Genomic DNA, 26,664 nt, shown 5'->3' on the forward strand with positions numbered 1-26,664 from the left:
AAAAATAAGCATGAAAATAACTTACTAAATAACCTAAAAATAATTTTATTAGAAAAGTACTTTTGAAATGTTAAATTATCATTTATCTGATCATTTTCCTCAATTTTTTTAAAAATCGGATTCAGTTTCTGAACTATTTCCTTTTGTTCTTTTAATTCCGGTATGTCGACTGTAAAATTAGACATTTCTTTCCCAGAAATTTCTTTAAAAGTAGACCCAGATGCTATTTGCTCTAATTTATCCTTACTTTTTAACATTAAATAATAGAGATATTCAGGCATTACTTTTGAAGTATTTGGTACAATGCTTTTAAAGCCTTGACTCGTAGCTAAATCTGTACCTGCCATTGCAACGTAACCAATAGGAGCTCTGGAGCTTACTAATATGCTATCAACAGGCAATAATTTAGCACTAGAATTTTTTAATCCTTCTTCAGAAATATCTTTTGCACCATGCCCAATATATTTTTTATGATAGTCACTCAGGTCTTTAGGCGTAATCCAAGCTATTCCATTTTTTGAATAATATTCAGCATGCTTAGTGGATGGAGTTCCTCCACCGACAACTTTGCCTATTTCTGATATTTTATATTTCATATCCAAGCTCCTTTAAAACGTCTTTTATTTGAGCTTGAAGTTTATCACTTTCAGCAAATTCCTTTTTTAATTCGCCAGTAAGGCGTACCATTTTAACTTCATAAGGTTCACCATCATCTTCTTGTTTGGCTAAACCAACATAACGCCCCGGAGTCAAAACATAATCGTTTTTTGCAATCTCATCTAAAGAAGCTATTTTGCAAAAGCCTGCAACATCTTCATACTTCTGCTTGTTAGTTCCACGATAGGCATGATAAGTGTCAGCTACCTTAGCAATATCCTCTTTAGAAAATTCTCGATGAGTTCGATCGACCATTTCACCAAGATTACGTGCATCGATAAATAAAGTTTCCCCTTTACGAACCCGTTCTCCTTGAGAAGCTTTATCCATGTCGATAAACCATAATGAAACTGGAATTCCTGTAGAATAGAACATCTTATCAGGCAAAGCTACAATAGCATCAATTTTATCATCTTCTAAAATTGCTTTACGAATAGCATATTCGTCCTTTGTAGAAGTCGATAGTGCGCCGTTTGCCAAAACAAAGCCAGCCTTGCCATTAGGTGCTAATTTACTAATTATGTGCTCTATCCATGCATAATTAGCATTACCGATTGGAGGTACTCCATATTTCCAACGTGCATCTTCTCTTAGCTTTTCTCCATTCCAGTTTTTAACATTGAATGGTGGATTAGCCAGAATAAAATCAAATCTTTCACCTTTATGTAGATCGTTGAGAAAAGTATCACCCTGATGAGGTCCAAGATTATTATCAATACCACGAATAGCTAAATTCATCTTAGCTAATTTCCAAGTGGTCGGGTTTGATTCTTCTCCATATACCGAAAGATCATTAATCTTTCCTTGATGTTCCTGCACAAATTTATCAGATTGAACAAACATCCCACCAGAACCACAACAAGGATCATAAATTCTACCTTTATATGGTTCAATCATTTCTACTAGTATTCGTACAATAGACCGAGGAGTATAAAACTCTCCCCCTTTTTTTCCTTCCTGCGAAGCAAACTCATTTAAAAAATACTCATAGACACGTCCCAGCACATCAGATTGCTTAGCTTTTTCGTTTCCTAAACTGATATCGGAGATTAAATCAACGACTTCGCCCAACCGGGTTTTATCTAAGTCAGGCGAGGCGTAATTCTTACTCAATACACCGCGCAAAGAATCATTATTTTTTTCTAAAGCATCCATGGCATTATCAATAATTTCACCTATTTTAGGTGATTTAGCAGAATCTTTAATCAATTCCCAACGTGCTTTTTTCGGTACCCAAAAAATATTTTCAGAAAGATACATATCAGGATCTTCTGCATCTTCTGGAAATTCCGTTTTTAATAATTCATTTCGTCTAGTTTCGAAAGCATCGGAAACATATTTTAAAAAAATCAATCCTAAAACCACATTACGATATTCAGAGGCATCCATACTTCCTCTTAGTGCGTTTGCAGTTTCCCACAGTTTATTTTCTATATTTAGTTCTTTTGTATTTGCTGCCATATAATAAATTTCCTTTTGTCTTCAACTTTAATCATTATGTTAAAAACCTTAATTAAATTATACACTTTGAATATATATGTGTGTGATGATTATTTTAATTTTATAAATTAGTAGGTATACTATAATAGTTTTTTTGATCTAATTTATATTTTTATTATTTGTATCCGCTTAATTATTTATAGTATTAAGCTTTTTAAAACTAAACATCTTAATTTTAAAATATTCAAATTTGCTTTTCTAAATACAATTAAATACTATTTCGTATTTATTAAGTCATAAAAAAAGAGCAGATGATTAATATCATTGCTCTAAATATAGTTTTTATTTTCTTAAAAATTATATTTTCCTATCTTCCCATACTAAAGCAATGGAAAAAATAATTTCAATTCCCATCATTGTCAAAGCCAAAATTGCTGGCTCAAAGTTTAGTCCAACGATTAAGGCTAAAAAGGGTATTAAAATCGACAAGACTAAATAAACCCGAGACCTATAAAGCCAACTATATGGTAATAAATGTGCGCCAAAAATAATTGCTAAAATCATAAGCATTTTTTCTGGTATAGTTGGATAAATCCACATCGCAATTAGCAAATACAGTGCTTGGTTAACAGAAAACAGTATTCCCAACTCAGTTAATGGATTACTTTTGTTTTGAAAATCAACATTAATTAGCTTAGAAACAAAATAAGATAAAGGCAATAAAACTGCAGCACAAATAAAAGTAAAAAGATTTTTCGTTAATATTGGCATAGACGAAAAGTGAATAATTGCAATGACTAGCCAAATAAAAATTGAAGCTAGTATTATATGTAGTCCTCTTTTTGTTTAAATGCACAATCTAACCTTAATTCATTAATTTCTTGCATCATCTTCATCCTTTTAAGTAAAAAACTTTTTCTTTTAAATTATACTTTAGTATATTCATGCATTCAAACTCTCTTTTTATTATAAAAGCTAAATTTCAACCAGAAAGATAAATTTTGTAACCATTTATGACACTTATTCCACCATTTGCATTAATCTGGGATAAAAGTGAAATTCATCTACTATACTTATTAACAGAAAGGAGCGCCAGGAATGAAAATTAATTGTCACATCGATCCTAATATTAGTGAAGAACACGGTGAATTATGGATCAAAAAAATGACACCAGCAATTAATGAACTTTTGCAAAAATTATCGCAGTCCGAAAATTCACTATGGTGCCATTATCAATCTCAAATTTATCCAATTCAATTTGAAGACATTTATTCACTTGAAGTTGCTAACAGAGATATTAATGTTTATACAGAAAAGCAGCAACTTACATATAATGATCGTTTATCAAATTTGAAAGTAGATCTACCGAACTATTTTATTGAAGCTTCACGCAGCGCTATATTTAATTATCAACACATCGATCACCTTGAATTACTTAATAATGGGTTAATCGATGTTGTTCTGACCAATAAGCATCGCGTACAAATATCAAGAAGAAATATTAAGAACCTGAAAGAGAGGTTAGGAATATGAAAAATATAAAAAAATTCATCAACTATATATTTAGGTTTTCAGCTGAAGGAACCCTATATGGACTGATCGTTTCTCTTTTTTTCAATTTTTCAAATAAAAACTCAGTATATTATCCCTCAGTTCCCAGTTTTTCTGCAAAATTTGCTACTCCTTTAAACGCTATGACCGTCTCAGTAATTTTATGGTCCTTAATGGGATTAGTATTCGGCTTTGGTAGCTTTGTCTTTGTTATTAGACAATGGTCCATATTAAAGAGGACAATCGTTAGTTTTATCATTTACTACATCGGGTTTACTCCGCTTGCATTTTTAGCAGGTTGGTTTCCAGCAAATATCGTTAACTTTATGATTTTTACTGGACTCTTCATCTTAATTTACGTCGCAGTATGGTTTATCAGATCTTACCGAGTTATAAGAGAAATTAGAGAGATCAACAATAAAATAAAAAAGAAATAGTTTTGAGAAGATCTAATAGCGAGACTATTAATTTTTTAATCATAATTACAAAAAAGCTGCGTAACCTACTGATTACACAGCTTTTTTTCTTGGAGACATTATCCTATTATTATTTAATACAATCTAGGAGGATTACCTTTATTTTTAGCCACAGTCCTTACATCAGCTTCCCATTCTCTCAGTAATTCCAAAAATTCATCAGAGCAAAAATAGTCACAACCATCTTCCATATTAAAAACTGACATAAAACTCCCTAGAGCTCCCTTTTCCAAAATACCATCTGCAATTACAGATTTATCTCTCAGTATTAAAACAGGCAAGCCTAATTGAAAAGCCATAGCTGGTTCAATCTGACAATATGGACTAGTCAACCATTTATCTTCTACACAATCCCAACATCCTTCCTTGTATTGGCAGCCAGTTTCAATATGAGTTTTTTTAAGTGCAATAGCTAACAAGCCATTAGATTCCATCATAATCCGTCTGATTCCTTTTAATGGTGCATTTATATCATAATCAGTTACACCTAAAGTTCTCGGTTCCAATCCTTCACTTTTCAAAAATTCAATTAGGCAATCTATAAAACATTCTTGTTCTTTACAAATTGGACTCGGTTTACTTAAAAAAATAGGTGTTCTCATGGTAACTACTTCTTTCTGGTATACAGCAAACTTAAAAAAATAAGCATATTTTTACAGTTATTAATTATATATTCTTTAATATCTTAATTAAAGCCCAAATTTAAAAAAATGCTCATTAAAAATATCTTTGTGATCGAAATAGTGATGATATTGATTTAGTCATTAGCCATAAGGTTATTTTTATTGAGTTAAAGAATGGTGACTTTTTCCACTTCGGATTGCCTTATTTTATTATCATGTTTGCCTGACCAATATTTTGTGATACTCAAACTAATTTTTTATATATGATAATGAAAACACAATTAGCAAAAGAACTTTAACGTTTCTGTTTTATAATAGGTTTTTCAAACTCAATAAGAGACTATAGAACTTTCATAACTTTCTTAGTAATTTCTTCTGTAATGTTTAACAGCTTTTAAATACTTAGAAAAAAGTGTTATTTAAAATATTAAGAATTTGCTTAAGTAGTATCATTCTATTATCTAAAGTGTTGAAAATGTAATTTTGTTAAATATTTCTTTCTCCGTTCTAGTGAAGAATTAGTAATACCACCAAAATTCTGCCAATAACAGTGCCGAAATCCTAATTGGCGCAAAGTTTTGTTAATAAAAATTTTCTTGATAGCATTTCCTAAAAAGAAACGAATATACCAAGTTGGAGAGGTTGAAGTGGTTAGCACATAGCAATGCTTAACATTAGTCAGCTCACCTTTCACTCCTATTTTAGTAACAGTGTGTGATAAACCATCTCCTTCTTTCATCACCTTATCAATAAAGCCTTTTAACATCCCGGGAACATCATTCCACCAGTAAGGGGTAATAAAAATCACAGTATTCGCTTGTTGACATAGTTTTAGGTATTTAGTAACTAGAGGATCGGTAGTTTGACCCTGATGGTAGAGCCGCAATTCTTCTTTTGAGTATACTGGATTAAAATGATCCGCATATAAATCAATTACTTCGTAATTCTGGTGAGCTGCACTTAAATTTTCCTTAATTACTTCGAGTTCCGCATGGTTATAACTTTGGTCATACGGATGGCAATAAATAATCATAATCATTTTTTGTTACCCCCAATCATTTCATTTAAAGTTTTTTCAACCAAAAAGGGATCATAATCAGCGACCCCGTTTATGATTAACAACGAGTACCCTTGAATAAAGGCCCAAATTTGAGTAAAGAATTGTTGATCGGTAACTCCATCATTGTTTACATGATGAACTAACCTCATTACCTGATCGTAAAATTGAAAATCATGATTGGCATTTTGGTAAAAGTGGGTCAAACTCGAATTAAAAAATAGAAAGTTGATTAGCTTCGCCTGTTCTTGGCTTAGCTGGCAAAACTTATTGGCAATTGAAAGGAGTTCATCTTTGGCGGATTGTTCTGGAGCAGTAATCAGTTGTTCAGCAAATTGCTGTGATAATTTTACCGATACTTGGTAAAACAACTCATCCTTGTTTTGAAAATATTTATAAATGGCGCCAGTGGTCATTCCTATTTTTGCTGCCAGTTTTCGCATCGATAAATTCTTATAATCATCGGTTTCAATCCATTCTATCGTTGCTTGAATGATTTTATCTTGTGTATTATCCATTTGCATATCCCCTTAGATAACAATGTTATCTATTGCTAAAAATATAACACTGTTATCTACGAACGTCAAGAAGTCTAAAAAGCGTCCTAATTCCTATTTTAAAAATTGGAATTAGGACGCTTTTTTCTATTAGAAATACTATTATACAGGCATTTTTGCTTATTTCCTAGTCCGCTCCAGCACCGTTACTGCCTCAACATGTGGCGTTTGCGGAAACATGTCAACAGGATCGATTTGATTAAAGGTATAACCTTCATTCATAAATTCCTGCAAGTCACGAATCATGGTTGCGGGATTGCATGAGATATAAACAATTTTCTTTGGACTAGTATTTACTGCTGCCTCAATAAATTCTGGCGTTAATCCTTTGCGTGGCGGGTCGACAAAGATGACATCAGCTTTCATCCCCTTAGCAGCCCACTTCGGCATCACTTCTTCTGCCTTACCAGTCACATATTTGGCATTATTGATACCATTCAACTTAGCATTATTATTGGCATCTTTCACCGCGTCAGACACGCTTTCAATTCCACGGACAGATTTAACGTGTTTAGCAACGCTTAAACCAATAGTTCCGATACCTGAATAAGCATCAATCACGATATCTTCAGGTTGCAAATCAGCTTTTTTAATAGCTAAATCATATAAACGGGGTGTTTGCAGTGAATTAATTTGAAAGAAACTTTCAGGGGAAATCTTAAACTTAACATCACCAATTTGATCCGTAATTTGTGGCTTACCGAAGATCAAGTAATCAATCTTACCTAAGATAACGTTGGTCTTCTTCGGGTTATAGTTCAAGACTAGGCTAGTTACGCCATCAATTTGCTTAATTGCCTCAGCCACTTTAGGTAGTTGCGGAAAATCTTTGTGCAAGCAAACTAAAATCACCATGATTTCACCGGTAGCCTTACTCCGACGGACATCTAAATACCGCACCTCACCCTGATTATGAATTTCATCGTATGCAGGTACGTGATATTGACGCAATGCATCCCTAACTGCAACCAAAACGCGGTCAATTTCTGGATCAGTCGTAAAGAAATTAGTCAGTGGCACCAAATCGTGCGAATGTTTTCTGAAAAAGCCAATTTCAAGCTGGCCTTTAACTTCACGCACTGGCACCTGTGCCTTGTTACGGTAGCCTGTTTCTTCAGGACTAGGCAATGTCTCTCCTACTTTTACATCATCTAAATGAGCTTTTTGCAATAAATTTACCACTTGTTTGCGCTTAAACTCGAGCTGCTTATCGTATTTGATGTGTGCTAAAGAGGCCAAGCCGGTTTGGACCCACTGGTTAAGTTTAATGTTAACCCGGTCAGGGCTTTCCTTAATAATTTGTTCGATTTTAGCAAAAGCAAAGTGTTTCTTTACTTTTAAAATCTTGGCTTCTACTGTTTCTCCCGGTAAAGCATTGTTGACAAACACTGTCATCCCTTCATAATGAGCCACACCCATTGCTTCATAAGATAAATCGGTAATTTCTAACTTAATAATTTGATTTTTTTCCATATCTTGTCCTTTTTTACAAACATAATTAATATCTCTATTTTACTAAAAATCCCGTTAAAAGTAATGTACATGCCGTATTCTTAATATTGGATTAATTTCAGCTTTTTCCCTTCACACTTACTTTAGTCTGTGTTACTTTTATTATTAATAAATTAAAGAAAGGACGTTTTTCATGAATAATTATGATACTAATTCAGATAGGCGCCAAATCCACACCATCTCCGAAACTAATACTTTTTTAACTAAAATGTATGCGCTGATGGGTGGTGCAGTGCTTGTTTCTGCATTAGCTGCCTATTTAACAATGACCGTATTCAGAAGCGCTGTGATGAACATGCCAGTAGCCATGATGTGGCTCATTTTATTTGTACCTTTTGGCTTATCAATGGGAATTAGCTTTAAGGCAGACCGTAGTCCAGTTGCCAGTTTAGTAATGTTAACAATATTATCAGTAATTTATGGCTTTGAGTTTGCCTTGATTGCCGGCTTTTATACCGGCACCCAAATCACTTCTGCCTTTGTTTCAGCAGCTGCCGTCTTTATTGCTATGGCTTTGTTTGGTACTTTCACTAAAAGGGATCTTAGCAACTGGAATGCCTACCTGAGTGCTGCTTTACTTGGTTTTGTAGTTGCCCTGATAGTTAACATGTTCTTACGCAACCCTGCCGTTAACTATGTCTTCTCATTTATTGGTGTCATTCTTTTTACAGGCTTAGTTGCCAGTGATGCTAACAAGATGAAAGCAATATACATCAATTACGGTAATCAAGTTTCAACTAATGGCTTGGCAGTACTTGGTGCATTGCAACTCTACCTTGATTTCATTAATATTTTTATGTTCTTACTAGAAATCTTTGGTGGCAGCAGCAATAGTCGCAATTAGCGCCAAACTATCAAAATAATAATAAGTAGTTCTTAAGATAGAACTACTTATTTTTTATATCAAAAAACACTCCTGATATGAAGTGCTCCTAATAGTCAGATTAATTTCTAACTATTATGGAGCACTTCAATAACTAATCAAGTTAAAAAGGAGTGTTTTTAAATTCCCGAAATTTAACTAATTATACTAAAGCCTTTAAAAGATTTCTACTTCAGTACCTACTTCAATTGTTGGAAAAGCTTTCTTTTCAACATATAAGGAACCTGGTAAATCGGCTTCTTCATCGCCCGTGAACTTAACGGCAATATGACCCAAATTACTCAAATTGGTATTAACTTCACTACCCACTGCGGTAATTTGATAATCAGTATCACCAATTTTAAGTGTCATGCCTTTTATTATTTTGGCATCTACTTTGTTAACGTCAATAATGAAGCAAGAGTCACGTAACGCACTTGGTGCTTCATCACCGAAGAAAATCAACATGTCAACGGCTTTGAAATCTTGTGCTTCTTTGCCAATTTCTCTAACTACTGTTTTAAATATAGGCTCTTTTCCCAATTTTTAGAAATCCTTTCTATTTTCCACTGTAAAGGCCGAAACTTGCAAGCCATGCTACAAATACACGTGGCACACCATTTATAAATCTTGAATATAATACTGAAGTAACTCCGACTTCAACGGTTTTTGCATCTGCGTCCATTAGACCTAAGCCAACTGGAATAAAATCACAACCATTTTGGGTGTTAATGGCAAATAATGCTGGCAGAGCGTATTGTGGTGGAATATTACCCTTGCCAATTTCTACTCCGATCAAAGTACCAATAATTTGACCAATAACTCCGCCGGGTCCTAATAATGGTGATAAAAATGGTAAGGAACAAATAAAGCCTAGAAGCATCAAGCCCCATACATTACCTGCCAGCGGAGTCATCAATTTAGCAAACCACTTACCAATACCAGAGGCATTGATAATACCAATCAGCAGCGATACAAACGCCATGAAAGGCAAAATAGTTTTAATCACCGTATCAACAGATTTTTTAGCTGCTTGGTTAAAAATCGCCACGACCTTACCAACGCCAACACCAATTTTAGCTACCCAACTACCATCATTTTGTTGCGTTAGGGTTTTATCAGTATCAATACTGCTTTCAGTTGGCTCAGTTTCCGCTGCGTTCTGAGTGCTATCTGCTGAAGCGTTTTCTTCCGTACTGGTAATTTCATCTACATTAACAGCAGATACGTAAAGTTCTGGTGTAATGAATTCTGCTAGCGGTCCTGATTTTCCTGTCGACAATACATTAATTGTTTTAATTTTCTTTTTAGGATAAATACCACACCTTAACGTACCCCCACAGTCCACAACTGCTACAGCGATTTCTGCATCAGGAATAGAGGTTTTAAAACCATCTACCGCTTTCATACCCGTTAACTTAACCAGCTTGTCAACTATTGCCGGTTTGTTGCCACCGGTAACATACAAAATTGTGTGTTTTTGTTCAGTTGGTGTAATTACTAGGGGGCCGCCCCAGCCACCAGAACCGTGAACTATTTTCACGCTTTTCCATTTGGTCATAATTTTGTCATCTCCCAACTTAATCTATTCCGCAACATTAGCTTCTTTAGACAATTTGATCCCCGTTGTCTTACATACATATTCAGTAGTAAAGTCGGTAATCCAACCGCCAATAAAGTTCATAACTAAACCGACAAGTAAGTATCTAACGGCTAAATCCATGGTATTCAAGCCTAACTTCTGGACACCAGCCGCAATTCCCATCCAGATGAAGTACTCTGCTGGGTTGATATGCGGAAACACACCATTACTCGTGTGACAAAATTGGGCACATGAAGCATAGTAACTAGGTTTGTAATATTCGGGTAAAAACTTGCCCATAGTATGTGCTAAAGGGTTACCCAACATAAATGCTGCGATAAAGGGTAAAATCATATACCTCATGAACGGATTCTTAGAAGATGCCTGAGCAAATTTGTTCATTTTCTTTTGCCCAATCATTGCAATTAAGGCATTCATGAATACGAGCATAATCAAAACTAACGGAATAATTGTGCTTACCCAATTTGCGAATTGCTTACCACCGGCTTGAAATAATCCCATAAACCAAGTGGCAAAATTAATAATATATTTCATAATTCTCGCCTTCTCCTTATTTCTTTAAATTTTCCAACTAACTCATTCTTCCACATTGAAAATACAGGCAGAGAAAGAAAATTAGTACTCGTGTCTATATCCTCTCGACTCATCTTGCCGGTTTGATAATTAATCAAATTGCGGTAAGCATTCAAAATACATTCCTGTGTGAGAGAATCGTAATTATTTAATTCTTCGTAACTGCTAGCTAGTAAAGGTAAGCAGTTACCTTCTAATGATTTTAATTGTTTAAATCTGGCAAAAATGCTTACGCCCTTCATTATTTGAGCGTGACTGATATTGCCCTGTTTATCAATATTAAGTAATAACAGAGTTCCCGCCCTAAGTTTTTTAGGATTCTTTCCAATTAAAACTTTTCCGTTTTTACACATCTTGCGAAAAACTTTGACAAAATTCTTAACTTGTAAAAAGCCGAAAAAACTTTGAAGTAGAAAAACTGCCCCTAATAACAGTGAAATAAATAAAATATTCAATTTACACACCTTCTGCTATTTGAATTAATTGTTTTGAGTCATCATATTGAGCAATGTTGTCGTATAAAATTTCGTTTCTAGAAATTAAGCTAATAAAATCATAAAGTCTTGATGTTGCGTCGATAAGTTCCTTATTTAAGCTGTTCGGAATGCCAATTAAAAAAATCAATTTTAGTTCATTCTTTTTGAATGAAATTTTATTGTCAATAATGCCAACACTAACCAGTATTCTTTCTTTGTTTGAAAAATCAATCGCGTGGGGAATTGCAATTCCATTCGTAAAAATGTTATTGGTATCTTTTTCTCTTTCAATCCAGGTGCGCTTAAAATCAGGAGTTAATTGCCCTTTTTGCACTTGATGGTCAATCATCTTGTCAACGGCGTCGTAGTAATCATCGGCTTCAAGGTGTTCTACGGATAAAATAATCTTCCCCTGCTTTATTAATTGCTCAATCACGGAAATTTGCATAATTATCGACAATGCTTCCGGTCTGAAAGCCGTGCCCACATTTACCACTTGCACATCTTTTATTTTTAAAGGCTTGTCCACAAAAACTAAGAGGAACTTGTCATTCGCTTTCTTGAACTCTGTCACATTAGCGAAAGAATAAGTTCTTAAATTCTCAAAAACGTTCAGCAACTTATTTTCGATGAACCCTTTAACGGAACTGCGAATTGAGCCGACAAAAGCCACTCTTACCTGTTCTTTGGTGTCTTCAGAAATTTCTTCCAGAAACATTTCAAAATAGACCACGTAATAATTTAATTCGTTTTTTGAAAGGCAAACTGCAAATTGAGTATTTATCCTATCAGCTAGTTTTAAACTAAATTCCAAGGCAATCGGATAGTTGTCAGAAATATTTCTGGGTAAAACCTCAATAATTTTCGTATATAAAAGTGTCCGGTTAATTGAAAATAATAAATGCCACTTAATTCTTTCATAAACTGTTTGAGCATTTAATCCATATTGCAATAGCGTACTTTTAAAAGGAACAAATAACAACTCATAATTTTGGTGAAAAGCCTGTTCCACAGTCGCTAAATTTAAATAATTATTTTTAGACAAATCTAATGGCGAAAGAATAAATTTTATTTCTGCCTTAGTAATATCCTTGATTGTCTCTTTTAACTCGGCAATTAAGTTGCAGATAGCGCTAGTTTCATCCCATAAAGGATGATAGTGTTTAGGCAAATGCTGCAGAGTATAGCCGTAATTTTTGAATACTTTAACCGCTAAGATATTGTTTAATATTTGGTGGTGAGCTTCTTTTGAAACTTCTAAGCTTTTAACAGTCTCAGAAAAGGTGGCAGTAAAACTTAACCAGCTTGATTTGGAAGTGTGATTAATGACAAAATTTCTTAATGCACAAATCTCATCGAAATTGCTGGCAAAGCTTACCTTGATTCCCTTTCCCGTCTTAGACTCAATTTCACCCTTATAAGAACTAAGACTAGCTCTAATCTGTTTTAAGTCCTTATTAATTACTTTTCTACTAACAGTTACTTTATCTGCTATATCATCAATTGAAATAAAATTCTTATTTTTAATAAGAATATCAATAATTAATGCCTTTCTCTTAACCGGATCATTTAAATCCAGCTCCCCTTTTAAAAATTGAGTTTCAATATCCAGAAATTTTGAATAGTCATTTATTATTAACTGAAATCTTTCAATGCCAGCCGAAATATGTGCTGATTTTCCTAAAATAGAATTTATTTCAGCAATACGTTTATTAGCTGTTTTAGCAGAAATATTACTGTAAGCTTCAATTTCTTGCATCGTCATTGAGCCATTTTCAATGAAGAGTTTTAAGAGTCCAAATAAATAGCTATCCATTAGTTTCCTTTCATCTAGCCTCTCGATTTTCCTCCGGCTACATTGATGGTGACGCCGGTGATGTAACTTGCTCTATCGGAGAGAAGATAAGCTACTAAATCTGCAACTTCATATAAGTGACCGCTTCTACCCATTGGAGTGGTTGAAGTACTCTTATAGCCCGCACGCAAATCATCTACGGTAATGTTTCTGGTATAAGCCAGCGCATTTTCATAAGTTGGTGTTCTTAAACCTGTTGCTTCCATGATTCCTGGCGCCACACCGTCAACTCTGACATTAAATTTGCCCAATTCCTTAGCCCAAGATCTGGTAAAGCCATTAATAGCACCCTTAGTAGCCGAATAAATGCTCTGACCTTGCGAGCCTTCTAATCCAGCCTCAGAAGACATGTTAATAATTACACCGTGTTTTTGTTTTACTAAAAAGCGACCGACTGCTTGAGACATAAGCATTACACTTTTAACGTTTACCGTAAACATTTTTGCCCAGTCATCTTCGGTCATTTCATATTGACTTTCAGGCTCTTCATCATCTACTAAAAGCCGGGGCAAGTTAATACCAGCATTATTTACAACACCATCAATTCGACCATATTTTTCAACTGTATGTTTGACTGTTTGCTCCACTTCCTTTTTATTTGTCACATCGGTGTGGCAAAATTCCACATTCTTATTAGCATTTTTAGATTCGTTTAAGTCTGCATCGACAACTTTTGCTCCCCTATCGGCCAGCTCCTTAACAATAGCTGCTCCAATACCAGATGAGCCTCCAGTCACAATGTAAACTCTATCTTCAATATTTAACCAATCTTCCATGTTAATATTCCTTTCTGTATTCGATTACATTATCCAGTTTAATGAAATCGCTTGCAGATATTAATAACCTTATTTTCAGCATTGGCAGAAATTTTGGGTATTAAGTTAAAGATTGGGGTTAGTAAAAGCCAATAAAAAAGCATTAAGTTACTAGAAAATAGTAACTTAATGCTTAATTTCCCTTTTTGTTGTTTTATGTCAGAATCACTGATTATTTTATTCCCCAATAAAGAATTCAATGCGCTGCTGCAAATTTTTAAAGGTAACAGGACAATAATCACCGATTTCACCGTCTAGGTTAACAGGTAATTTTTCGTGTGCACTTTTACCTGTTAATTCAATTTTGAGACTGGTAGTCTTGGTATAAATAATATCAGGATCATCAACATGACGCCCATTCAGTGCCAGTGCCATTAATTTAAGCAGCTTCACCGGATCAGCAGGCTTAACAATAATTAACTGAAATAAACCGTCGCTTAATTCCGCATCTGGCATTATTTGCTCAAAGCCACCAATAGAATTGGTCATGCCTAAGAGCAGCATCGACAACTTACCTTCATATACGCCCTCATCATAAGTTAAACGCATTTCATTTTCAGTTAAATGTGGCAACATCTCAGCACCCTTGATCAGGTACGCTGTGTAGCCAAGAGCTGATTTAACTTCTGAAGGAACACCATAAGTTAGTTCAGTTAGTGAACCACAGGCCGCGATATTAACAAAATATTGGATGTCTTTAGCAAAAGTAGCTTGACCTATATCCATTTTGCGAGTTTTATTTTTAAGAATGACTTTAGTAGCTTCGGCAACGTCATTACGAGGAATATGCAGAGCACGGGCATAATCATTGGTAGTACCTGCTGGAATTATTGCCATCTTCGGTCTTTGTTCCAGATAGGCAATGCCATTCACAACCTCATTAATTGTGCCATCACCACCGGCAGCGACAATTAAGTCAAAACCTTCATTGGCAGCACGGGTTGCTTCTTTTTGCGCGCTTTGTTTTTCAGGGGTGGTTCGAAAAGCACTCGCCTCATAACCGGCACGTTCTAAAACGTCCAATATATCTGCGACATTTTTTGGCATCTGTTCGTGGCCGGAAACAGGGTTATAAATCAGTCTTGCTTTTTTAGTCATAATTTCTACCCTTTATCACTACAATAACTTACTTAGCGCTTTTGCAATTCTTCGTTCAATAATTTATTAATTATTTTTGGATTGGCTTTTCCGAGAGTTTGCTTCATCAATTGACCAACAAGGTAGCCGATTGCACGATCTTTACCGTTCTTAAAGTCTTCAACTGATTGCGGATTGTTATCAACAACTTCCTTTACCATTGGCGCTAATACACTGGTATCGGACAACTGCACCATGCCTTTATCTTCCACATACTTCTTAGGGTCAGTACCATTAGCAATAGTTTCCGCAAAAACTTTTTTCGCAATCTTAGAAGAAATTGTGCCATCCTTGATTAACTTAATCATAGCTGCCAAGTGTTCAGGGGTCAACTTAATATCAGCTAAAGAAACACGATTATCATTTAAGTAACCGTTAACTTGCGTATTCATCCAATTGGCAGCAAGTTGCGGATCAGCACCAGCTGCAACGGCTTGATCATAAAAGTCTGAGCTTTCTTTAGTTTGCAAAAGGACATTGGCATCGTATTCTTTTAAGCCAAACTCATTAACATATTGGTTATAGCGTTCTTCCGCAGAGCGTGGCAACGAAGCCTTAATTTCATCAATCCACTCTTGGCTAATATGATCGGGAGCAATATCCGGTTCTGGGAAGTAGCGGTAGTCCGCATCGCCTTCCTTAACCCGCTCCAAAACAGTTTTACCAGTTGCCTCATCAAAACGACGAGTAGAAAGTTGGACGCGACCACCGGAAAGCAAAACTTGTGCTTGCCGTTTTTCCTCATAAGCTAGTGATTTGCGCACATGCTCAAATGAGTTCAGGTTTTTCATTTCGACCTTAGTACCCAATTCTTTTTGACCGGCAGGTCTAATGGAAATATTGGTATCAACACGCATTGATCCTTCTTCCATCTTGACGTCAGAAGCACCGGTAAATTGAACTATCTTACGCAATTTTTCGAGATAAGCGTATCCTTCATCAGGATCGGCAATTTCCGGTTCTGAAACAACTTCAAGCAGAGGCACACCCTGACGGTTTAAGTCAACATAGGAATAACCGTTTGTACCGTGAGTATTTTTACCAGCATCTTCCTCAATGTGCATTTCGTGAATACCAATACGTTTTTTCTTACCGTGAGCTTCTATTTCAACATAGCCGTCACGTGCTAAGGGTTGGAAAAACTGGGTAATCTGGTATGCCTTAGGGCTGTCAGGGTAGTAATAATTTTTCCTGTCAAAATGTGTAGTCGGTAAAATATGTGAATGGGTTGCCAAAGCAACCATGATGCCTAAACGGTAAACATCTTTGTTAACGTATGGCAAAACACCCGGCATTGCCCAATCAATGACATTAGTTTCTGTGTTGGGCTTGGCACCATAACTTACTGGCGAAGGTGAAAAAATCTTACTTTTAGTTTTTAATTCAAAGTGAACCTCGAACCCAATTGTTGATTTAAAATTCATCAGTTAATCCTCCATTCCAGTTGGTGTTTTTTCATAAAACTTGTTAGTACGTTCAATAAAGTCAGCCACTTGGAAGATGCTGCCTTCATCAAATCTTTTAGCCATAATTTGCAGACCAACAGGCATACCGTCTACTAATCCAGCAGGAACACTGGCAGCTGGAATTCCAGCTAAGTTTGCGGAAATTGTCAAGATATCGTTGTTATACATTTTAATTGGATCAGAAATCTCACTGCCAATACCAAAAGCAGGTGTGGTAGTAGTTGGTCCCACAATAACGTCATTTTCAGCAAAGATTTTATCGAATTCTTCACAAATCAGCGTTCTGACCTTAGAAGCTTGTCTAAAGAAACGATCATAAGAACCAGCTGAAAGTGCAAAAGAGCCGAGCATAATTCGTCTTTTTACTTCTTCACCAAAGCCCTCTGAACGTGACTTAACGTAAACATCTAATAAATTCTTAGTATCTTGAGCACGATAACCGTAACGAATACCATCAAATCTTTGCAAATTCGATGAAGCCTCACTTGAAGCAATGATGTAATAATCTGGAACAACGTACTTAGTTAAAGGTAACGATACTTCACTGATAATTGCGCCTGCTTTTTCCAAAGCATCGATTTGTTCTTGGATAGCTGCACGCATATCACCATCAACGGCAGCCATATATTCTTTTACTACTGCTACGCGTAATCCCTTGACATCTTGACCAATGTATTTGGTAAAGTCAGGAACTGCCCTAGTTGACAAGGTCGAATCATGACCATCACTACCGGCAATAACATTTAAGACTTGAGCAGAAGTTTTGGCACGCTTACTCATGACGCCAATCTCATCTAAAGACGAGCCAAATGCTATTAGACCCCAACGTGAAACCCGACCATAGGTTGGCTTGATACCGAAAATACCATTAAATGCAGAAGGTTGTCTAATTGAACCACCAGTGTCAGAACCTAAGGCGGCAACTACTTGACCTGAAGCAACTGCGACTGCTGAACCACCAGAGGAGCCACCTGGCACTTTATCTAAATTCCACGGATTGTGAGTTATACCAAAATAAGAGTGTTCCGTAGATGAACCCATCGCAAATTCATCCATATTGGTTTTACCCACAAAAGTCACTTGCGCTTTTTTCAATCTTTCAATTACTGTTGCGTCATAAACTGGAATGTAATTATCCAAAATATGACTAGCGGCAGTAGTCTTAACGCCTTTAGTAATAATATTATCTTTAATGGCGATTGGAATACCTGCTAATTTATTATGCTCAAAATCCAAGTCATTTGCTGGTTTAGCATCATCTTGGATTGTGATCCAAGCATTTAACTTGTCATCAGTTTTTTTAATATTTTCAACTGTATCTTGCGCTAATTTGTCAGCTGACAAAGTGTTTTGGGCAAGTTTTTTATTCAAAGAGTCTATATCTTCATTTAAATAATTCATTACTCGTCCTCATCCTTATTAATAATTACAGGCACCTTAATGAAGCCATTGGCTTGGTCAGGAACATTTTTCATTAATTCATCTCTGTCTTGCCAGTGTTCCGGCTTATCTTCTCTGAAAACAGTATCGCGATCAACAACTTGAACAGTTTCTTTAACTCCATCAGTATTAACTTCAGATAATTGATCAGCCATATTGATAATCGAACTCATCTGTTCAGTTACTTTCGCAATATCTTTTTCATCAATTTCAAGTCGCGACAAAACCGCAACGTGCTTAATTGTATCTTCTGTGATTTTCACGCAAATATACCTCCTTATTCGCCACCATAAATATGAACTTGATAACCACTATCTCCCGTTTCCTTAGCAACTAGTGCTTGAATATCACTAACAGAGCCAATTTTGATTTCAATCGGCACATTATTTGCCAGATATTTCTTTGCGGTTGATAACACTAACCTAGTAAAACTTTGAATTTGTTCATACCCATAAAATTGAGTAGTAATTGAAATGTTTTCCTGAGCTAATTTACCATTCTCGTAGCGTAATGTTGCCGTTACCCCGCTAACGTTAGGGAAATAATTTTGAATAGATTCCTTGAAACTATTGAAGCTTGAGGCATCACTGCTGTTGATTGCTTTTTTATTGCCAACCGTAGGCAATACTTCTGCTTGCGTATCAATAGTTTTCCATTTAGTTATTTTACTACTATTGGCAACCGCTGTCCCGCTTAAAAAGTAAGTTCCTGCTACTAATGAGTCTTTACTTTCTTTAGCAAAAAGACCTACAGTAATTGGAACTTTTTTTAAAGCCTTTTTCTTGCGCAGGCGGGAGACAATTTTTTCGGCTGCTTGTTGACCAAATTGCTTTTGCTGAGAACGGGAAATTTCAGCTTGATATTCGGGGCCATCCTTTACCTTTTGGTAGTAGTCAATTGAGTTAATTGCCAAGCCAATACTAATGCCACCAATATGATAATTCGGACCAGAACCTGTTAAATAATCCTGTTCAAAAATTTCTTCTAGATAATAGGGCCGATAATTTTTCTTAGTCCCTGCTTCAGGATTAAGTCCACTTGGATTGTTTTTAGATTTTCGACCAAGCCACTCATTTGCCATATTGGCAGTGATGTACTGTCCTTCTTGGAAAACATAAGAATTAGTTGAATAGACGCCTTTAGAAATATCTACTAAACCGCGCTCCAGCTCGCGTGAATCAACTGAATTATTATTATTAGTTGCAGTCAGACCAGCTATCGGACTTGTAACATAATGCCCATTTTTGAGCAAAACAGTATAGCCATTATTACCTGTTTCAGTAGTTTGATAACTTTTTGCATTAGAATTTGAAGAAGTTTTCGCGTTGTTGGCCAAGTCGGAATTTTTTAAATTTCCACATGCCGTCAAACAGAGCGATGTTCCCAGAAGTGCTAATATTTGCAAGTATTTTTTCACTTTAAACGTTCCTTTATTTAACTTTGGCAATCGCTTCTTCTTCAGTCAATAATTGCACGCCTAGCTTCTGTGCTTTTGTAAACTTGGAACCAGCATCTTGACCATAGATAACATAATCAGTTTTACCAGAAACAGAACCAGTTACTTTTGCGCCAAGGGATTGTAACTTCTGAGTAAATTGACTTCTGGTATAGTGTGCCAGAGTACCAGTCAAAACAACGGTTTTACCTTTAAAATCGTTATCAGGAATAGCTGCCGCTACAGCTTCAGGGCTTTTACCCAAATAATCCATATTAACCCCACTGGCTTTAAGTTCGTTAACTAATTCCACCACTTCATTTTGGGCAAAATAGGTAGTCAAAGATTCTGCAATTGTCATGCCTATTGTAGCGATTGAAGCTACTTCTTGCACGTCTGCTGACATAATCTTTGCCATATTTTTAAACTTTTGTGCTATCAAACGAGCAGCTTTGGCGCCAACATGATCAATGCCTAATCCCGTCAGTAGCAATTCAACAGAATTACTCTTTGAGTTATTAATCGCATTCAATAAGTTGCTAATCGCTTTGTCTTTGAAATGATCTAATTTTTCTAAGTCTGCAGCTTGTAAATGATACAAATCAGCTACATTATGGACCAGATCATTTTTAATTAACTGTCTGACAATTTTTGGTCCCAAACCATCAATATTCATTGCGGGCCTGGAGGCAAAGTGGGTAATACCTTCCTCAATTTGTGCTGGGCAAGAAGGATTAACACACCGCAGCGCCACTTCATCTTTTAAGTGAATTAATTTTTCACCACAGGATGGACAAGAAGTAGGAATAGGATATGGTTGTGCATCCTTAGGTCTTTTAGCCAAAACTACTTCTGAAATTTCAGGAATAATATCGCCCGCTTTGTGCAACATAACGGTGTCCCCAATGCGAACATCCTTTTGCTGTAATAAATCGGCGTTATGCAAAACAGCATGTGAAACAGTTGTACCAGCAAGTTGCACCGGATCCATGATTGCAGTCGGCGTTACGACACCTGTACGACCAACTGTCCACTTAATTTCATGAACCACTGTTTGTTGCTCCTCCGGCGGAAATTTATAAGCTATTTCCCAACGTGGTACTTTGACCGTATTACCCAAATCTTGTTGTAAATTCAGAGCATCAACCTTTAAGACGATCCCATCAATACCATAATCCAGAGAATTTCTCTTTACCGTATATTCATCAATAAAAGCGAAGATTTCAGACATTTTAGCAATTCTTCGACCAGTTTGATTAGTATGAAAACCCAGCTGGGTCATTTTCTCAATTGCCTGATGCTGGCTTGTGATTTCTTGCGGTGGATTAACCCAAGTATAAATAAATGTACTTAAATGCCGGTGCTTAGTGATACTTGCATCCAGTTGCCGTAAAGAACCAGCAGCAGCGTTACGGGGGTTGGCAAAAACCGATTCACCTTTTTCGTCGCGTTCAGCATTAAGTTTAGCAAAAGGCTCTTTACCCATATAGCACTCACCACGAACTTCTGTGGTCAATTTTTCTGGTAGGGTTTGCGGAATATCTGAAATAAATTTGGCATTGGGAGTAACATCTTCACCGACTTGACCGTTACCTCTAGTAGATGCCCTAGTTAATTTACCATCAGTGTATTCTAACGCAATCGATAAGCCATCGATTTTTAATTCCACATTATAAGCAACTTCATGACCAATTTGTTTTCGAACACGATTATCAAATTCTTGGAGTTCTTCTTTAGAAAAGACGTCGCCCATTGAAAGCATTGGAATCTCATGGGTTACTTTGGTGAACTGGTTGTCAATTTGTCCACCGACTTTTTGCGTTATGGAATCTTGCGACACCAGCTGAGGAAATTCCTGCTCTAATTGAACTAAGCGATTATAATTTTTGTCATACACATTATCTTCTACCTCTGGGGTATCCTTGGTGTAATACGCGTTGGCCCATTCGTCCAACTTATCTCTCAGCGCAGCAACTTCTTTTCTGGCTTCATCAAGAGTTAAATCAGCCATTTTCTTCCTCCCGATTAAAAAATATATTTAAACTTCTATTTTTATTATACCTTTTTAATTGGTGCAAATGCTGCAAGAAGCCGTTTGATTCCTTTACCACTAAATGCAATATCGAGCTCCATATCTTCACCTTTACCGTTAACTTTGGTGACAACGCCTTTACCCCAAGCTTTATGTTCAACTTGGTCTCCAACGTTCCAGCCCTTCTTCTCGGCGCCAACGGCTCCAGATGGTTTGACTTTGGGTGTATATACCTGTGCTCGAGCACGCTCATCACTATTAGCAAATGGTGCTGTTGTAGTTTGAAAATTGGTACTAGTTAAGTCAATTGGCACAGAATTTTCGGTGTTCAAATCTTCTTGATCAATTTCTGCCAAAAATCTTGAAGGCAGGTTATTTTGCATCCGCCCGTACATCATCCGTGAATATGCGTTAGTTAAAAACAACTCTTGTTTAGCCCTGGTAATGCCAACATAGGCCAGTCGTCTTTCTTCTTCCAGCTGGTCGTCTTCCATTAAAGACCTTGACAAAGGAAAGAGCCCGTCTTCCATTCCGACTAAAAAGACCACTGGAAATTCCAACCCTTTTGCCGCATGCAAGGTCATCAATGCTACTTGATCATCATTATTGGCCAAATCATCTTGATCACTTAAAAGAGACACTTCAGCTAAAAAATCGCTAAGTGCGTTGTCATCTGCAGCACTTTCTTCATATTCATCATCAAAACGCTTTGTTACCGATAGAAATTCATCAAGGTTTTCCAGTCTGGTTTCAGCCTCAATAGTATGTTCAGCCTTAAGCGCAGCTGTATAACCAAAATCCTGCAAGACTTTTTCAGTTAGACCGGTAACGCTATGACCTGCAGCATAACTAATTGCATCACGTAATTTAGCTCCGAAGTCGCTTAATTTGGCGGCGGCGCGAGGTGAAACTCCCGACATATTTAGATGATTAAACGCTTCGAGAAGCGTCAAATTATTTTCTTGGGCAAAATCCAAAAAGCGGCGTACGCTCACTGGTCCAATACCTCTTTTGGGAGTATTAATAATCCGGTTAAAACTCATTGTGTCACTCGGATTAGCTACCAGCTTCAAATAAGCCATAATGTCCATAATTTCTTTTCTATCATAGAATTTATGACCACCAACTATTTGATAGGGCACATTTGACTTTACAAAAGACTCTTCTACAGTTCTGGATTGCGCATTTGTACGGTATAAAACCGCAAAATCATTGTAAGACCGCTTTTTAGTTTTAACTTCTTCCTGAATTTTAGCAATAATAAAATGGGCTTCATCATCGCCGCTTTGAGCACGATAATATGTTACTTTGGCACCCTCACCTTGATCAGTCCACAAGTTCTTAGCCTTGCGGTGACTGTTATTCTTAATAACCGCATTCGCAGCTGCTAAAATATGACCTGTTGAGCGATAATTTTGTTCAAGCTTAACTGTTTGAACACCGGCATCACGATAGTCCTGCTCAAAATTCATAATATTTTCCATATTAGCGCCGCGCCATCCATAGATAGACTGATCAGCATCGCCCACAACACAAATATTTTTGTATTGGGCTGCCAGTGCGTGACATAACTCGTATTGGGCTTGATTAGTATCCTGATACTCATCTACCAAGATGTAGCGAAACTTGTTTTGATAATAATGTAAAACCGTACTATCGCTCTTGAATAAAACCAAAGTCTGCATAATCAAATCATCAAAATCCATAATTTGATCGTGCTTTAAGCGTCTCTGGTATTCCCGATATACCCTTGCAGTTATCTTTTCAAAAGGTGAAGCCGCACTAGCTGCATAGGCATCTGGCGTGAGCAAATCATTCTTTCCGTTAGAAATTGCCGCTAAGACTCTTCTAGGTTCATACATCTTCGGGTTAATATTTTGCTCTTTTTCAATGTGCTTAATCAACGTAAGCTGCTCTGCAGAATCAGCAATTGAAAAATTACCAGTATAGCCGATTTTTTCAGCATCCCGCCTTAAGATACGTACACAAAGAGCATGAAAAGTAGACATCCAAATGCTATCGGCACGGGCACCCAGTAATTTCTGTTCTCTTTGTCTCATTTCACTAGCTGCTTTATTAGTGAAAGTAATGGCTAAAATATTCCAGGGCGCAACCTCTTTTTCAGCAACCAAATAGGCAATTCGGCGAGTTAACACAGATGTTTTGCCAGAACCGGCTCCTGCAACAACCAATAATGGTCCTTCCGTAATCTTAACTGCCTTTTTTTGTTGTGGATTTAATCCTGTCAAAATTGATTCTGTGTTCATTCTGAATCCTTTCACCCCGAAAATTTATAACTATTTTATTGTACCAAAAATCATGACCATCTTTGGAGTTGATTGCACTCTATTTGTCAAAACGGTCAAGGTTGTATTCTTCAATTAATTTGATTAATTTATCAGCATAATTAGGGTCAGTGGCATAGCCGTCTTTAACCAAAGCGCGTGCCTGTGCCCGATAATTTTTGGCAGCTAAAACATGACTGTATTGGTTAGCATCCCAGCTGGTGCCTTTTTGAAACAGCCGCGCATGGGCCCTGATAGAAGCCTCATAAGAGTCATAAATTTGAAAGCGGGCTTTAACGATAATCCACTTACCCTTTTCAAATTCTTTAGTTTTTAAAACAGCCGAAGTATTGGGATTATTGCCCTTGACACCAAATAAATTATTATATTTTTGCGAAAGGTCACTTTTGCCATAATCGCTTTCAAGACAAGCTTGAGCTATTGTAATGCTGGGTAATAAATCAAAGGACTTATCAACTTCCTTGGCTATTGGTCCAATCTCCCTAATAAAAGCTTTATGCTGCCTGATTATTTTTTGTCTGGCTTCTTCGCGAGCAAGTTGCTCTTGTCTAATTTGCTCTGACTGAATTGCCTGACGACGATAATAGCGAAAAGCTGCAAACGCAACAATAAGTGCAAATAAAATAATAAACGTGCGGATAATGATCGCTGTGTTAGATAATTTTCTGCTTTTTCGTTTTCTCGCCATAGATTTTCCCTTGCTTTAAAAAATTCTCTTAATTAAGTATAACCTCTATTGGCTGTAAATTATGCAATGTAATTAATTTTTAAAATAAAAATAGTAAAAATTATACTTTCTTTGGTTCTTTAAATTAGGGCACAAAAAAAGGAGCTTCAGCTCCAATAAGTTTTATGCGGGCAAGAAGACTCGAACTTCCACGATCTAAAAACGATCACAAGATCCTTAGTCTTGCGCGTCTGCCATTCCGCCATGCCCGCAACACATTCAATACTATAACCCAAAATTAACTTTAACACAAGACTTTTCTTACTCATTTTAGCTAAAAATGGTTTAATTTACCATTTGCTCATTGACATACCGGGCATACAGGCTGTGATTTTGCATCAATTCATGGTGAGTACCGTGACCTGTTATTCTACCATGCTCAACAAAATAAATTTGGTCGGCATTAACAATTGTAGCGAGCCTGTGAGCAATGACCAACGTGGTGCGGTTGACCATCAATTTGTCAAGTGCCTGCTGTACTTTGCCCTCTGATTCTGAATCAAGGCTGGCAGTAGCTTCATCCAGCATCAATATTTTAGGATTTCTTAAAAAGGCACGGGCAATAGCTAAGCGCTGCTTTTGTCCGCCTGATAGTTTAATTCCTCGTTCGCCAATTTCAGTTTCCATTTGGTCAGGAAATGCCCGCACAAAATGATCAGCATAAGCCAGAGCAAGTCCATGCCACAGCTCATCGTCAGTTAATTTTTGATTTAACCCATAAACCAAATTATCACGGATTGTTCCAGAAAATATTGCACTGTTTTGTGAAACATACCCTATTTGGTTACGCCAGTTAACCAAATCAATATCCTGAATATTTTGGCCTGCAATAGTAAATTGACCGCTAGCCGGTTGGTAGAAACGCTCTAATAAAGAAAAAATGGTAGATTTACCGCCGCCACTTGGTCCTACAAAAGCGATTACCGAGTTAGGTTTAGCAGTAAATGAAATTGATTGTAAAACCGGTTCACCTTTTTTGTAACTAAAACTAACTTTTTGAGCAGTGAGAGTTTTATTAGTTAAATCGCAACTTTGATGCGACAAATTTTGTTCAGGCTTAATCTTTAAAATTGCCTGAATACGTTCGGTTGATCCTAAAGCCTTTTGAATTTGAGAAAAGAAAGTTGCAAAATTGGCAACCGGTGCAATTACATTAAATAAATAAAGCAGAAAAGCCACTAATGAACCACTTGTTAATGAGCCTTGACCCACTCTAATAATGCCAAAAGCTAAAATACCAGCGAAGGCAGCCATCATCAAGGTCATGATAATTGGCTGCAATACAGCTTCGACCCGCGCGTCGAGCACCCCGATGCCAAAGATTCTTTGGATCATTTTATTGCCCGCTTTTTGTTCGCACTCTTCACCATTACTGGATTTTATCAAACGGACTTCGGATAGTTTTTCACTGACAGCGCCATTAAACTCGGCAGTTGCTGATTGCAGCTTGCGTCCTAAACGCACCATTATGCGCCCCACTGGTAGTAAAATGATTACCACAATGGGCACGACCGTAAACATGAGTGTTGCCATTTGCCAATCCATGACTACCAAGATAATTAGTGAAAATAAAAGCTGAATAGCACCGGTAATAAAATTGGGAAATTGTGAGGCCAGTAAGTCTTTAATAATTCCCGTATCATTCACTAGCCGAGAGCTGCTTTCGCCGACTTTGTTTTCATCAAAATAAGTCACTGGCAGTTTAAGCAAATGCTCCCAAAGGCGTTCACGCAAACTCTTAACTACGCTCTCGCCAAAATAACGCAAAACATAGCCGCCCAAAGTTCCCAGAATTAACTGCAAAACAAAAACAACGATAATAATTATTAAACTTGAATAATTAAAACTATCCCATTTGCTTGTGTCTACCAGCACCTTAGTCAGCAAAGGCAAAGCCAAATTAGCAACACTGGTAATTAAACTAAGTATTAATCCGAGTGCAAATAATGATTTTTTAACGTTTAAGCTTTTTAAGAGTTCTAAAAAATCACTAAGTTTAACCATTTGCTTTTTATCTTGTCGTGACTTGAATGCCATCTAGGATACCGGCTTTCTGAATTTAGA

25 protein-coding genes and 1 tRNA gene are annotated in these 26,664 nt (G+C 36.5%); 3 read left to right on the plus strand and 23 right to left on the minus strand.

From position 1 onward, the window contains the following. The 3 genes from H3T47_RS08260 to H3T47_RS08270 form a co-directional block, all read right to left on the minus strand. Window positions 1-596 (minus strand): restriction endonuclease subunit S (locus H3T47_RS08260; RefSeq protein ID WP_199283147.1); only part of this gene is annotated, 596 nt, incomplete at its 3' end. Beyond that, window positions 586-2,118, minus strand: coding sequence for a class I SAM-dependent DNA methyltransferase (locus H3T47_RS08265; protein ID WP_199283148.1), 1,533 nt, complete (start codon window positions 2,116-2,118; stop codon window positions 586-588). The genes H3T47_RS08260 and H3T47_RS08265, both read right to left, overlap by 11 nt. Before the next feature lie 336 nt (window positions 2,119-2,454). Continuing rightward, the gene (locus H3T47_RS08270) at window positions 2,455-2,868 is read right to left on the minus strand and encodes a hypothetical protein (protein WP_233335887.1); all 414 of its coding nucleotides are present in this window, start codon (window positions 2,866-2,868) and stop codon (window positions 2,455-2,457) included. Window positions 2,869-3,195: 327 nt separating this feature from the next. Between H3T47_RS08270 and H3T47_RS08275 the strand changes: the two genes are divergently transcribed. Both H3T47_RS08275 and H3T47_RS08280 read left to right on the plus strand, forming a co-directional pair. Beyond that, on the plus strand, window positions 3,196-3,630 hold the full coding sequence (locus H3T47_RS08275; RefSeq protein WP_109918138.1) for a LytTR family DNA-binding domain-containing protein: 435 nt from the start codon (window positions 3,196-3,198) through the stop codon (window positions 3,628-3,630). Further along, window positions 3,627-4,085 (plus strand): DUF3021 domain-containing protein, encoded by a 459-nt coding sequence (locus H3T47_RS08280; protein ID WP_199283149.1) that lies wholly within the window; start codon window positions 3,627-3,629, stop codon window positions 4,083-4,085. The genes H3T47_RS08275 and H3T47_RS08280 overlap by 4 nt, the downstream gene beginning before the upstream one ends. 113 nt (window positions 4,086-4,198) lie before the next feature. Here H3T47_RS08280 and H3T47_RS08285 read toward each other — a convergent pair whose 3' ends face one another. The 4 genes from H3T47_RS08285 to rlmD form a co-directional block, all read right to left on the minus strand. Continuing rightward, on the minus strand, window positions 4,199-4,726 hold the full coding sequence (locus H3T47_RS08285) for a hypothetical protein (RefSeq protein WP_199283150.1): 528 nt from the start codon (window positions 4,724-4,726) through the stop codon (window positions 4,199-4,201). 478 nt (window positions 4,727-5,204) lie between these two features. Beyond that, window positions 5,205-5,786 (minus strand): NAD(P)H-dependent oxidoreductase, encoded by a 582-nt coding sequence (locus H3T47_RS08290; protein ID WP_199283151.1) that lies wholly within the window; start codon window positions 5,784-5,786, stop codon window positions 5,205-5,207. Next, entirely contained in the window at window positions 5,783-6,322 is a 540-nt protein-coding gene (locus tag H3T47_RS08295) for a TetR/AcrR family transcriptional regulator (protein ID WP_199283152.1), read from the minus strand. Before H3T47_RS08295 ends, H3T47_RS08290 begins: the two co-directional genes overlap by 4 nt. A gap of 159 nt (window positions 6,323-6,481) precedes the next feature. Next, window positions 6,482-7,834, minus strand: coding sequence for a 23S rRNA (uracil(1939)-C(5))-methyltransferase RlmD (gene rlmD / locus H3T47_RS08300; protein ID WP_199283153.1), 1,353 nt, complete (start codon window positions 7,832-7,834; stop codon window positions 6,482-6,484). A gap of 172 nt (window positions 7,835-8,006) precedes the next feature. Here rlmD and H3T47_RS08305 point away from each other — a divergent pair, with 172 nt between their 5' ends. After that, a complete protein-coding gene (locus H3T47_RS08305; protein ID WP_199283154.1) occupies window positions 8,007-8,717 on the plus strand; it encodes a Bax inhibitor-1/YccA family protein in 711 nt (236 codons plus the stop codon). Window positions 8,718-8,912: 195 nt separating this feature from the next. Here H3T47_RS08305 and H3T47_RS08310 read toward each other — a convergent pair whose 3' ends face one another. The 16 genes from H3T47_RS08310 to H3T47_RS08385 all read right to left on the minus strand — a co-directional run bounded on the left by H3T47_RS08310 (window position 8,913) and on the right by H3T47_RS08385 (window position 26,637). Next, window positions 8,913-9,278 (minus strand): PTS glucitol/sorbitol transporter subunit IIA, encoded by a 366-nt coding sequence (locus H3T47_RS08310; RefSeq protein WP_038521685.1) that lies wholly within the window; start codon window positions 9,276-9,278, stop codon window positions 8,913-8,915. Window positions 9,279-9,294: 16 nt separating this feature from the next. Next, the gene (locus H3T47_RS08315; protein ID WP_109918130.1) at window positions 9,295-10,296 is read right to left on the minus strand and encodes a PTS glucitol/sorbitol transporter subunit IIB; all 1,002 of its coding nucleotides are present in this window, start codon (window positions 10,294-10,296) and stop codon (window positions 9,295-9,297) included. 24 nt (window positions 10,297-10,320) lie between these two features. Next, window positions 10,321-10,872: a PTS glucitol/sorbitol transporter subunit IIC gene (locus tag H3T47_RS08320; RefSeq protein WP_038521683.1), complete on the minus strand. Its 552-nt coding sequence runs from the start codon at window positions 10,870-10,872 to the stop codon at window positions 10,321-10,323. Further along, entirely contained in the window at window positions 10,869-11,366 is a 498-nt protein-coding gene (locus H3T47_RS08325) for a transcriptional regulator GutM (RefSeq protein WP_052059640.1), read from the minus strand. Before H3T47_RS08325 ends, H3T47_RS08320 begins: the two co-directional genes overlap by 4 nt. Before the next feature lies 1 nt (window position 11,367). After that, window positions 11,368-13,203, minus strand: a complete 1,836-nt coding sequence (locus H3T47_RS08330) for a PTS sugar transporter subunit IIA (protein WP_199283155.1) — start codon at window positions 13,201-13,203, stop codon at window positions 11,368-11,370. Between the two features lie 14 nt (window positions 13,204-13,217). Then, entirely contained in the window at window positions 13,218-14,018 is an 801-nt protein-coding gene (locus H3T47_RS08335; protein ID WP_187159208.1) for an SDR family oxidoreductase, read from the minus strand. A 216-nt stretch (window positions 14,019-14,234) separates the two neighbouring features. Next, a complete protein-coding gene (locus tag H3T47_RS08340) occupies window positions 14,235-15,155 on the minus strand; it encodes a diacylglycerol kinase family lipid kinase (protein ID WP_109918128.1) in 921 nt (306 codons plus the stop codon). A 32-nt stretch (window positions 15,156-15,187) separates the two neighbouring features. Continuing rightward, window positions 15,188-16,618 carry an Asp-tRNA(Asn)/Glu-tRNA(Gln) amidotransferase subunit GatB gene (gene gatB, locus H3T47_RS08345; protein ID WP_199283156.1) on the minus strand — a complete coding sequence of 477 codons (1,431 nt, stop codon included), beginning with the start codon at window positions 16,616-16,618 and terminating at the stop codon, window positions 15,188-15,190. Between the two features lie 3 nt (window positions 16,619-16,621). Further along, window positions 16,622-18,061: an Asp-tRNA(Asn)/Glu-tRNA(Gln) amidotransferase subunit GatA gene (gene gatA, locus H3T47_RS08350; RefSeq protein ID WP_199283157.1), complete on the minus strand. Its 1,440-nt coding sequence runs from the start codon at window positions 18,059-18,061 to the stop codon at window positions 16,622-16,624. Then, entirely contained in the window at window positions 18,061-18,363 is a 303-nt protein-coding gene (gatC, locus tag H3T47_RS08355; RefSeq protein ID WP_038521665.1) for an Asp-tRNA(Asn)/Glu-tRNA(Gln) amidotransferase subunit GatC, read from the minus strand. Before gatC ends, gatA begins: the two co-directional genes overlap by 1 nt. 14 nt (window positions 18,364-18,377) lie before the next feature. Continuing rightward, entirely contained in the window at window positions 18,378-19,517 is a 1,140-nt protein-coding gene (locus H3T47_RS08360) for a CamS family sex pheromone protein (RefSeq protein WP_199283158.1), read from the minus strand. Between the two features lie 13 nt (window positions 19,518-19,530). Beyond that, the gene (gene ligA / locus H3T47_RS08365; RefSeq protein WP_199283159.1) at window positions 19,531-21,546 is read right to left on the minus strand and encodes an NAD-dependent DNA ligase LigA; all 2,016 of its coding nucleotides are present in this window, start codon (window positions 21,544-21,546) and stop codon (window positions 19,531-19,533) included. Window positions 21,547-21,590: 44 nt separating this feature from the next. Further along, window positions 21,591-23,834: a DNA helicase PcrA gene (pcrA, locus tag H3T47_RS08370; RefSeq protein ID WP_199283160.1), complete on the minus strand. Its 2,244-nt coding sequence runs from the start codon at window positions 23,832-23,834 to the stop codon at window positions 21,591-21,593. A 79-nt stretch (window positions 23,835-23,913) separates the two neighbouring features. After that, window positions 23,914-24,561, minus strand: a complete 648-nt coding sequence (locus tag H3T47_RS08375) for a glycoside hydrolase family 73 protein (RefSeq protein WP_038521656.1) — start codon at window positions 24,559-24,561, stop codon at window positions 23,914-23,916. Window positions 24,562-24,726: 165 nt separating this feature from the next. Then, a tRNA-Leu gene (locus H3T47_RS08380) sits at window positions 24,727-24,812 on the minus strand. Window positions 24,813-24,885: 73 nt separating this feature from the next. After that, window positions 24,886-26,637 carry an ABC transporter ATP-binding protein gene (locus H3T47_RS08385; protein ID WP_199283161.1) on the minus strand — a complete coding sequence of 584 codons (1,752 nt, stop codon included), beginning with the start codon at window positions 26,635-26,637 and terminating at the stop codon, window positions 24,886-24,888. Window positions 26,638-26,664 lie beyond the last annotated feature (27 nt).

It is taken from the genome of Lactobacillus sp. W8093 (assembly GCF_016100925.1).
Classification (GTDB): Bacteria; Bacillota; Bacilli; order Lactobacillales; family Lactobacillaceae; genus Lactobacillus; species Lactobacillus helsingborgensis.

Coding starts and splice junctions, on each gene's coding strand:
- H3T47_RS08265 (WP_199283148.1), bottom strand. CDS start 2,118: ATGGCAGCAAATACAAAAGAACTAAATATAGAAAATAAACTGTGGGAA.
- H3T47_RS08270 (WP_233335887.1), bottom strand. CDS start 2,868: ATGCCAATATTAACGAAAAATCTTTTTACTTTTATTTGTGCTGCAGTT.
- H3T47_RS08275 (WP_109918138.1), top strand. CDS start 3,196: ATGAAAATTAATTGTCACATCGATCCTAATATTAGTGAAGAACACGGT.
- H3T47_RS08280 (WP_199283149.1), top strand. CDS start 3,627: ATGAAAAATATAAAAAAATTCATCAACTATATATTTAGGTTTTCAGCT.
- H3T47_RS08285 (WP_199283150.1), bottom strand. CDS start 4,726: ATGAGAACACCTATTTTTTTAAGTAAACCGAGTCCAATTTGTAAAGAA.
- H3T47_RS08290 (WP_199283151.1), bottom strand. CDS start 5,786: ATGATTATGATTATTTATTGCCATCCGTATGACCAAAGTTATAACCAT.
- H3T47_RS08295 (WP_199283152.1), bottom strand. CDS start 6,322: ATGGATAATACACAAGATAAAATCATTCAAGCAACGATAGAATGGATT.
- rlmD (WP_199283153.1), bottom strand. CDS start 7,834: ATGGAAAAAAATCAAATTATTAAGTTAGAAATTACCGATTTATCTTAT.
- H3T47_RS08305 (WP_199283154.1), top strand. CDS start 8,007: ATGAATAATTATGATACTAATTCAGATAGGCGCCAAATCCACACCATC.
- H3T47_RS08315 (WP_109918130.1), bottom strand. CDS start 10,296: ATGACCAAATGGAAAAGCGTGAAAATAGTTCACGGTTCTGGTGGCTGG.
- H3T47_RS08320 (WP_038521683.1), bottom strand. CDS start 10,872: ATGAAATATATTATTAATTTTGCCACTTGGTTTATGGGATTATTTCAA.
- H3T47_RS08330 (WP_199283155.1), bottom strand. CDS start 13,203: ATGGATAGCTATTTATTTGGACTCTTAAAACTCTTCATTGAAAATGGC.
- H3T47_RS08335 (WP_187159208.1), bottom strand. CDS start 14,018: ATGGAAGATTGGTTAAATATTGAAGATAGAGTTTACATTGTGACTGGA.
- H3T47_RS08340 (WP_109918128.1), bottom strand. CDS start 15,155: ATGACTAAAAAAGCAAGACTGATTTATAACCCTGTTTCCGGCCACGAA.
- gatB (WP_199283156.1), bottom strand. CDS start 16,618: ATGAATTTTAAATCAACAATTGGGTTCGAGGTTCACTTTGAATTAAAA.
- gatA (WP_199283157.1), bottom strand. CDS start 18,061: ATGAATTATTTAAATGAAGATATAGACTCTTTGAATAAAAAACTTGCC.
- ligA (WP_199283159.1), bottom strand. CDS start 21,546: ATGGCTGATTTAACTCTTGATGAAGCCAGAAAAGAAGTTGCTGCGCTG.
- pcrA (WP_199283160.1), bottom strand. CDS start 23,834: ATGAACACAGAATCAATTTTGACAGGATTAAATCCACAACAAAAAAAG.
- H3T47_RS08375 (WP_038521656.1), bottom strand. CDS start 24,561: ATGGCGAGAAAACGAAAAAGCAGAAAATTATCTAACACAGCGATCATT.
- H3T47_RS08385 (WP_199283161.1), bottom strand. CDS start 26,637: ATGGCATTCAAGTCACGACAAGATAAAAAGCAAATGGTTAAACTTAGT.